The 9,612-nt window shown below is 35.4% G+C and carries 6 protein-coding genes; 5 read left to right on the top strand and 1 reads right to left on the bottom strand.

Annotated features, from left to right (window positions below; genetic code table 11):
• The first annotated feature begins 677 nt into the window (after window positions 1-677).
• From RT445_RS10320 to RT445_RS10300, 5 genes are all read left to right on the top strand, one after another.
• The gene (locus RT445_RS10320) at window positions 678-2,000 is read left to right on the top strand and encodes an MFS transporter (protein ID WP_312504792.1); all 1,323 of its coding nucleotides are present in this window, start codon (window positions 678-680) and stop codon (window positions 1,998-2,000) included.
• Between the two features lie 65 nt (window positions 2,001-2,065).
• Entirely contained in the window at window positions 2,066-2,968 is a 903-nt protein-coding gene (locus RT445_RS10315) for a chemotaxis protein (RefSeq protein WP_274795747.1), read from the top strand.
• Between the two features lie 163 nt (window positions 2,969-3,131).
• A complete protein-coding gene (locus tag RT445_RS10310; RefSeq protein ID WP_312504789.1) occupies window positions 3,132-4,679 on the top strand; it encodes a Ppx/GppA phosphatase family protein in 1,548 nt (515 codons plus the stop codon).
• On the top strand, window positions 4,676-6,832 hold the full coding sequence (locus tag RT445_RS10305; RefSeq protein WP_274795749.1) for an RNA degradosome polyphosphate kinase: 2,157 nt from the start codon (window positions 4,676-4,678) through the stop codon (window positions 6,830-6,832). Before RT445_RS10310 ends, RT445_RS10305 begins: the two co-directional genes overlap by 4 nt.
• 29 nt (window positions 6,833-6,861) lie before the next feature.
• Complete coding sequence (locus tag RT445_RS10300) at window positions 6,862-8,868, top strand: putative bifunctional diguanylate cyclase/phosphodiesterase (RefSeq protein WP_312504788.1); 2,007 nt, start codon at window positions 6,862-6,864, stop codon at window positions 8,866-8,868.
• 45 nt (window positions 8,869-8,913) lie between these two features.
• Here RT445_RS10300 and RT445_RS10295 read toward each other — a convergent pair whose 3' ends face one another.
• Window positions 8,914-9,525 carry a TetR/AcrR family transcriptional regulator gene (locus tag RT445_RS10295; protein ID WP_312504787.1) on the bottom strand — a complete coding sequence of 204 codons (612 nt, stop codon included), beginning with the start codon at window positions 9,523-9,525 and terminating at the stop codon, window positions 8,914-8,916.
• Between the last annotated feature and the right edge of the window lie 87 nt (window positions 9,526-9,612).

Genomic DNA, 9,612 nt, shown 5'->3' with positions numbered 1-9,612 from the left:
ACGTTTGGCAAGGTGTGGGATTGATTTCTGTTCCGCCAGCATCCTTTCCAGGGGGCGTCCGATGAGCCGCTTCACTCACTACGTTCGCTCCAGGGTCTTATCTGTGACGCTAATCCCCTAGGAGTGACACGGGCTCCTCTCCAATAACCATGCTGCAAATAATGTCTTTTCTTTGTATTACACACAAGCAATAGTAAACAAAGAGCCCATTCTTTCCATCTTTTGTGAAAGAATAGGCTCTTATTTTATATGTAGAGAATGGATTAGTCACAACATTCATTAACAAAATGAAAAGTGAACATTTATTAGTGAAACCTTTGCTAAAAGATAAAAGTTTTGAGGATTAAAGTAGAAGAATACTTAATCTCATAGGATAGCAGATAGGCGTGACCCTGTTTGAAATGTTAGCGTAACTGTTTTAGCTACTAAAGCGTAGCGACAATAGGAAACAAGTAGTAAGGAACGGAAAGCTTTTTTCACCTTTCTCAAAAATTCGATTACTTGTTTCGTTTTTCTTGACATGAATGGTGTTGGGTATTCATTTATCGTTTATTTAATAGTTATGTTTCAGTAAAATTACTGATATATTGTAAATAATATTAATTTTCTTTAAAGAAAGATATTTTTTATTACAGAGGAAAATTAATGGATTATTATAAGAGTGAGAGGAGGGTTTTATGAAGAAGGGTTCAGCAATAGACATACAACATCGAAGTCAGTTAGCCATTTATTTATCATTGCCGATACTTTCATGGGCATTTTATGATTTTGCGAATACTATCTTTTCTTCAAATATAAATACTATATTTTTCCCATTTTACATGGATGAGGTTTTAGGGACGGACGAAGTCATGCAACAGGTGGCAAGTACCTTTATATCCTATGCAAATGCTATTGCAAGTTTGTTACTTGTGATTTTTTCACCGCTTTTTGGTGTATGGATTGATAACACAGGTTATAAAAAGAAGTTTATTGTATGGTTTGCATCCATTTCTATTCTTTTTACATTTATGATGGGGATATTTGCGAATGTGCAGACAACAACGAATTACTCTGGTGTACCTCTTAGTTTATTTTTAGTTGTGGCATGCTTTGTTATTGCTAAATTTTTCTTTAATTCAAGTCTGGTATTCTATGATTCCATGATGGGAGATCTAGGAACAAAAGAGGAAATGCCACTAATTTCAGGTTTTGGTGTTGCCATTGGCTATTTGGGTACACTTTTTGGATTACTCGTTTATTTATATGTTGGTAATAGCGATTTCCATCGAGCATTTATTCCAACGGCTATTTTGTATTTATTATTTTCATTGCCATTATTTTTTATTAATAAAGATACACCGATTCCGAAATCACAGCGAAAATCTTTAAAATTTTTAGATGGTTATAAAGAAATCCTTCAAACATTTAAGGATATGAAACAATATAAAGCGATCTTTACTTTTATGATTGCTTATTTCTTTTTAAATGATGCCATTGCTACGACGATTGCTATGATGGCGGTTTATGCTACAGCGATTGTCGGCTTTAGCTCTGGTCAATTTATCGTTCTTTATTTGGTCTCTACTGTATCAACAATCATTGGCTCACTTGCATTTGGCTATATCACAAAGTCCATAGGGGCAAAGCGTGCCATAACGATCGTTGCGCTTATTATGATTATCGCTTTGGTGTTCGCAGTTTTTGCCACAGCACAATGGATGTTCTGGCTTGCAGGTAGTCTATTTGGTATATCCCTTGGATCAATGTGGGTGACATCTAGGACCTATATTATTGAATTATCACCAAACGAAAAACGTGGGCAGTTTTTTGGCTTGTTTGCATTTTCGGGTAAAGTATCCTCCATTATTGGACCGGCAGTATACGGAACGGTTACATTATGGATGAAGGATTATGGTACGCTTGCTAGTCGTGTCGCATTATCGACATTGATTGTTATGACAGTCATTGGCTTATTGGTACATCTAAAAGTTAATGATAAAAATGGAAATAGCAAGTAGGAGAAATGTATTGCCTATGATACAATTGAATTATAAATAGATGTAGAGAAAGGAGCGGGGTTGCATTGGAACATAAAGGAATATTATTAGAAAGTGGCACAAATGAGCTAGAGATCGTTGAATTTGAAGTAGCGAACAATAAATTTGGTATTAATGTTATTAAAGTAAAAGAAATTATTCAACCGATACCAGTAACATTTATTCCACACGCGCACCCGCATGTAGAAGGAATTATTCAATTACGAGGTGAAGTATTACCAGTTGTAGATATGCTGCGAGTATTAGGAATTCAAGGTGCAGAGCGTAATCCACAACAAAAATATATAGTGGCAGAATTTAATAAACAACGTGTCGTTTTCCATGTGGATAATGTGACACAAATCCATCGTATATCGTGGGACCAAATTGAAAAGCCTTCAGATATGTATCAAGGTGGAACATCACAAGTAATTGGTGTGATTAAACAAAATGAACAAATGATTCTATTACTGGATTTCGAACGAATTATGGTGGATATCAATCCTGAATCGGGAATCAGTGTGGAATCTGTTAAAAAGCTTGGTAAACGTGAACGTTCTGAAAAACGTATTTTAATTGCAGAAGATTCACCATTATTACGCAAATTATTATTTGACACGATGAGTGAAGCTGGTTATGACAATGTTGAATTCTTTGAAAATGGCCGAGATGCGTATGATTACTTAGAGGGAATTGCTAAGAGTGGTAGTGATATTGCAGAGCATATTCAATTAGTGGTAACTGATATTGAGATGCCGCAAATGGATGGACATCATTTGACACGAAAAATCAAAGAGCATCCGGATCTTCAAAAGCTTCCTGTCATTATTTTCTCCAGTCTCATTACAGACGATCTTCGTCATAAAGGGGATCAGGTAGGAGCAGAGGATCAAATTAGTAAGCCAGAAATTGCAGAGCTCATTTTACGTGTTGACCAGCTTATTCTGTAGTAATTGTGGCTTACATGATACTTCACAATTTTAATAATGGGTATCCTGAAAGTATAAATAAATGAAAGAAAAAGTCGGATGCCTTAAGAGGTACCGACTTTTTTGTATATGTCCACATAGGTATGAACAAAATAAATAAAAGATACTTGAAGGATGTGATGATTTGAATGAGCTAAAAACAGCCATTATTGATATCGGCTCCAATACCATTCGATTAGTATTATATCAGTATGATAATGAAGAAGGGCTACGTGAGCTTGGGAATATTAAAACGGTAGCTCGTTTGCGTACATATATTCAGCCCTCAGGAGAGATGTCTGTAGAAGGTATTCAAGTGTTATCAGAAACTTTATTAACATTTAAAGCAATGCTTGAGGATTTTGAGGTGACAGATGTTAAAGCAGCTGCGACTGCCGCTATCCGACAGGCTACTAACCGAGACCAGATTATTAAGGAAATGAAGGAACGAACTGGTATTCAAATAGAGCTTTTATCAGAAGAGGAAGAAGCTTATTTTGGATATGTTGCTGTTGCCTATTCTATGGGAACGCAATCCGCAGTGACGATAGATATTGGTGGTGGTAGTACTGAAATTACGCTGTTTGAAAATAAAGAGATTCAGCAATCACATAGTTTCCCTTTTGGGACGGTATCTTTAAAGCAACGATTTGTAAAGGGCGATATTATGAATAGTAGCGAAAAGGGGGAGCTCATTGCTTATATAAAAGAGCAATTTCAATCGCTTCCTTGGATAAAAAATGTGGCTTTACCTATTATCGCTATAGGTGGTAGTGCGAGAAATATTGCTCAAATGCATCAACAAAAGCATGATTATCCTATTGCCAGTGTCCATGGTTACGAAATGACAAAGGAAAATTTAGATGATTTAAGCTTGTTTTTAGGGCGACTAAGTTTCCAAGAGTTGAAGCAGCTGGATGGGCTATCATCTGATCGGGCAGATATCATTGTTCCTGCATTAGAGGTTTTTAGAGTGTTAATGGAGGTAGTCGATAGTAAGGCATTCCAACTGACCAAAAGAGGCTTGCGTGAAGGACTTATTTATGACCGAATTTTGCAAACAGATGCACTTGCCTTTGATAAATACAATGTATTTGAAGGAAATGCTAGAAGATTAGCACGTCAGTATGGACGGACTGAAATGGAAGTTGATTATTTGATGCATTTAACAGATCAATTATACCGAGAATGTTGCCATTTAGGGTATTTGCAGTATAATCCCGAAGATTTACATTTGTTAACAAAGGCTGCGAAGGTTTTCAATATAGGAGAATACATTGAATTAAGCTCATCAAGCCAACACACCTTTTATTTAATTGCGAATCAATCAATTGATGGTTTAAATCATTTAGAACGAGTAAAACTAGCACTTCTTGCATCCTACAAAAATAAGGATTATTTCGAACGATTTGCTGCTCCATTTGCAACATGGATGGACCGTGAAGAATATCGCAAAATCAGAGACTTTGGAGCGTTATTAAAATTTGTCTATGCGTTAAATGTTTCAAAGCGCAATGTTGTCCATGCTATTGAGATGCATACAGAAGAGGATCATGTCCAACTCGATATTTATGTAAAAAAGAATGCTGCTGCTGAAAAGTATCAAGCTAATCGACATAGGAAACATTTAGAGCGGGCATTAAAAATCCCCATGAAGATCAATTTTATTGAAGAAGGGTGGAACAATGGATGACGACTGAAGTAACAAAAAATGAGCTTAATGAAGAAGAGTTTTCAGAAAATCATAATCGATTGTTAGAAGAAATTGCTAAGCCACAGTATTATAATAATCGTGAATTGAGCTGGCTTGCCTTTAATGAGCGAGTTTTAGAGGAAGCAGAGGATGTAAATAATCCTCTGCTAGAGCGTTTGAAATTTTTGGCTATATTTAGCTCGAATTTAGATGAATTTTTTATGGTTCGTGTCGCAGGACTACAAGATCAAGTCCGTGCGGGTTTCCATAAGCCTGAAAATAAATCCGGATTAACACCAAAGGAGCAGTTGGCGAAAATTGCAGAACGAACACAAGCATTAGTTCGTCGTCAAACGGAAGTTTATCGACATTTAATCTATGATTTACTCCCACAACATAATGTACATATTGCAGATATGAAAGATTTAAATAGCGCTCAAAAAGCGTTTATTAATGAAATGTTTGCAGAAACAATCTTCCCAGTTTTAACACCCGTTGCGGTTGATGCATATCGTCCTTTTCCAACATTGCTTGGGAAAACTTTAAATTTACTAGTCCTATTAGAGCAGGACGAAACAGATGTCGAGAGTCGTGAAAAAGTGGCAATCGTACAAGTTCCATCTGTTTTAGATCGCTATATAAAAGTTCCATCTGAAGAAGGGAAAACGGTTGTTGTTTTATTGGAGGATGTGATTGTTGCGCATATTGAAAAATTATTTTATGGCTACAGTGTAAAATCAGCACAAGCTTTCCGTTTAACGAGAAACGCAGATTTAACTATCCATGAAGAGGGCGCTCGTGATCTTCTAGTTGAAATTGAAAAAGAACTGAAAAAACGAAAATGGGGAGTAGGAAGCCGTTTAGAAGTTCGAGTTGGAGAAATGAATGATGAGGTGCTTCAATACTTACTAGATGAATTTGAAATTGAAGAAACAGATGTGTTCCATATTGATGGTCCTTTGGATTTAACCTTTATGTTCTCTTTTGTCAAAGGCATATCTGTAGGTCGAGAGCATCTAGAATATGAAAGCTTTATTCCACAGCCACCTTTAGACTTACAATCAGATGAAAATATTTTTGAAAAAGCTTTACAACAAGATATTTTTTTCCACCATCCTTATGAGTCGTTTGCCCCTATTGTTGATTTTATTTCAGAGGCTGCCGTTAATCCGAATGTATTAGCTATAAAACAAACATTATATCGGGTGAGTGGGAATTCACCGATTATTCAAGCGTTAAAACTTGCAGCTGAGAATGGCAAACAAGTAACCGTATTAGTGGAGCTAAAGGCCCGATTCGATGAAGAAAATAATGTGCACTGGGCAAAACAACTAGAACAAGCAGGTTGTCTTGTGATTTATGGCATGAATAATTTAAAAACACACTCCAAAATTACACTAGTAGTTAGTCGTCGTAATGGCAAAATCGAACGTTTTGTTCACCTTGGTACTGGAAATTATAATGATGCAACTGCAAAAATCTATACGGATATGGGCATAATAACTACAGATAAAGAGTTTGGCATTGATGCGACAAATTTCTTTAACTACTTAAGTGGTTATACAGAAAAACCTACCTTTAATCATTTAGTAGTTGCACCATTTGATATTCGAGATGAGTTTATTCGTTTAATGGATGAAGAAATTGCCTGTCATAAAAAATATGGCAATGGTTTTATTCGTGCAAAAATGAATTCATTGACGGACAAAGACTTAATGATGAAGCTTTATGAGGCATCTATTGCAGGTGTAAAGGTAGAGCTCATTATACGGGGGATCTGTTGTATTAGACCAGGTATTCCTGGTATTAGTGAAAACATCACCGTGACAAGTATTGTTGGTCGTTTCCTTGAACATTCTCGTATCTATTGGTTCCATCATAATGGAGAGAATAAAGTCTATCTATCTTCAGCTGATATGATGACACGCAATATGATTAAACGTGTAGAAATTTTATTCCCTGTATATGCAAGTGAGGCAAAAACCCGTATTATTGACATAATGAATGCACAATTAATGGATACTGCCAAAGCACGTATTCAAGACTCTAATGGTAAATATCATTACAAAGAGTTTGACCGTAGTGAAGATCCATTGAATAGCCAAGAAATTTTCTTAAAGGATGCATTAAAGCCTACGCTAGACGAAGAATAGAGCAAAAACGCTACTTAGTGAGGGATAGGATGAAAAAATATAGAGAGAGTGTAGCGCCATTTGCAGATTATCAACAACTCATCCAGCTGAATCCATTTGATGCAGTCGTATGTTTGAGAAAAGTTGATACGACAGCGTTTGAGGTCGTTGAATTTAACGATAAGCTATTATCATTGATTGAGCTGCAGGATCGTACAGCCAAAAAAGCAGAGAACTTTTTTTCAAAACAATGTTGGCTGCAATTGTCGAAATTTCTAAATCAAGAATTCAATAAACAGCATGTCCTAAAATTAGGTATAGGTCCACAAGAAAAAACATTTGCAATTCATGTACAGCACTTTGCTAAATCAATGGTTGCCATTATTCTTCGGGCAACACAATTTGACATCAATCCATATTTACAATTCATAGAACAACATGTAAGCCCAGTGTTAACAACAGATTTACAAGGTCGAATTATTCACCAAAACGTTGCTGCTACCCAAGCACTGTCAAGGGAACATAACAGTCTATTAGGTTTAGATATTTTTTCATTATTAGAAAATAAATATGTCAATGAGTTTAAATTGCTATTTGACAAAACAATTGAAGGCTCAGCATTTGGCATGCCAAAATGTTTATTGAAGGGTCAATTGTTAAGTAAAGAGCCCTTTTACTTAAGAACGCATCCAACGTATTATAACGGTGAAGTGATAGGTGTACATTTATTTGTTAAAGATGCCAATTCATTTATGAATGATCATGAGGCATTTTATTACCTAGCATTAATGGATGAATTAACAGGTATTTGGAATCGAAAAGCCTTTAAAGAACACTGGCTCCATCATTTAAATGACAAGAAGCAGGAGCACAAGCAAGCTGCCCTGATTTTAGTTGATATTGATCGCTTTAAAAAATTCAATGAATCTCTTGGTGAGAGCAGAGGAGACGAACTCATGCGCATGTTTAGTCACAGACTTCGTGAGCTCTGTTACTCAAAATGCTCGCTCTACCGCTATAACAGTGATGAGTTTATCTTTGTGTTAAAAGATGCAACGATACAAAAAATTGAGCGGACAGCTAATGCTATTCTGGATATTTTAAAACAGCCTTTTATGATAGATGGGCAGGAATATTTTATTAGTGTATCGATTGGTATTTCTCTTAGTCCTGCAGATGGGAAAGATTTAGAAACCCTTGTACGAAAAGCGGATAAGGCTTTATTTTCTGTTAAAGAACATGGTCGATCACATTATCGTTATTATCGTGAAGATATGACCGCTATATTTCCAAATGAAGCCTTGATGGAGGCTCATTTACGTCGTGCTATTGAATTTAATGAGTTAAGCCTTCATCTGCAACCACAAATGGATTTAGCAAATAATAGCATCAATAGTTTTGAAGCCTTATTAAGATGGAACAATCGTAAATTTGGTTTTGTATCACCAGCACAGTTTATTCCAATTGCAGAGGCATCGGGCTTAATTATTGAAATAGGGGATTGGATTATTGATGAGGTTTGTCGTTACCAAAGCGAATGGCAGACAAAGGGCTACCGTCCTGTACGAATAGCGGTTAATATATCACCAAAACAATTTAGAAAAGAAAACTTTGCGCGAAAAATTAAAGAAGCGTTGAAGAAATATGATGTTCCTCCAGAATTACTAGAGGTAGAAATTACGGAAAGTTCAATGACCAACGTCCATGAAACATTTTCAATTCTTACAGAGTTAAAGCAATTAGGTGTTTATGTATCAGTGGATGACTTTGGAACAGGCTATTCCTCATTAAGCTACCTTAAACGTTACCCGATTGATATTATTAAAATCGATCAATCATTTATTGCCGATATTGCAAAAGATGATAAAAACGAGGCCATTATTAAAGCAATTATTTCGATGTCTCATAATTTAGGATTAGAGGTCATTGCTGAAGGAATTGAAGAGCCGACACAAGTCGACTTTCTAAAACGTCATCGTTGTCAAAAGGGACAAGGCTATTTATACAATAAACCATTACCAGTTGAAACAATTGTGCAACAATATTTTGTAAGCTGATAAGAAGTAGCACTTCATCATAAAATGGATGAAGTGCTACTTTTTTTACTTATTGCTCTTGAGACCGTTCAAGACAATTTTTGTAAATTGGGACATCTCTGAAGCAAGATCGAAATCTTCGCTGTGTATTAACCAATCATAAACATTGGCGCGCATACAACGTTGAATGATTGCTTGGATGTTAGGAATTGATATATCTTGTCTGAATTCTCCTTGTTGAATACCCTCTTCGATATATGTATTCATAATTTGAAAAATTTTACGTTGAGGGTTAATTAAATAATGATCTTGCTGCACTTGGTTTGTCATTGCAGCTGTATACACAGTACGCAATAAATCCTTACCAACAACATTAGTTAAATACTTCATTTGTTCTTGATACACTAGCAGTATTTTTTCACTTGCTGGTAATGCTCCATCAATATTTTTTTCAACAGTACTATAAAAATGATCAAGCTCCTTAAATTTTTCTAAAATAACATCATATTTAGAAGGGAAGTGTGTATAAAATGTACCTTTTGAAACATTGCATGCTTTTGTAATTTGTTCAACAGATACATGCTCATAACCATATTTATTAAATAAATCTAAAGATGTTTTTAATAATCTTTCACGTGTTTCTAATGCCTTTTTTTGTCTGTTTGTGAGTACTTCCATTGCTGCTTATTACCTCCACTATTAAATATTGTGAAATATTTTATATAAAAAATATTCAGAAAATATTAAATTTTTAATTGACGAGAT

This window comes from Lysinibacillus sp. (assembly GCF_032093475.1).
Lineage (GTDB): Bacteria > Bacillota > Bacilli > Bacillales_A > Planococcaceae > Lysinibacillus > Lysinibacillus irui.
The sequence above is the reverse complement of the archived record's forward strand: the minus strand, read 5'-3'. Positions and strand labels throughout refer to the sequence as shown.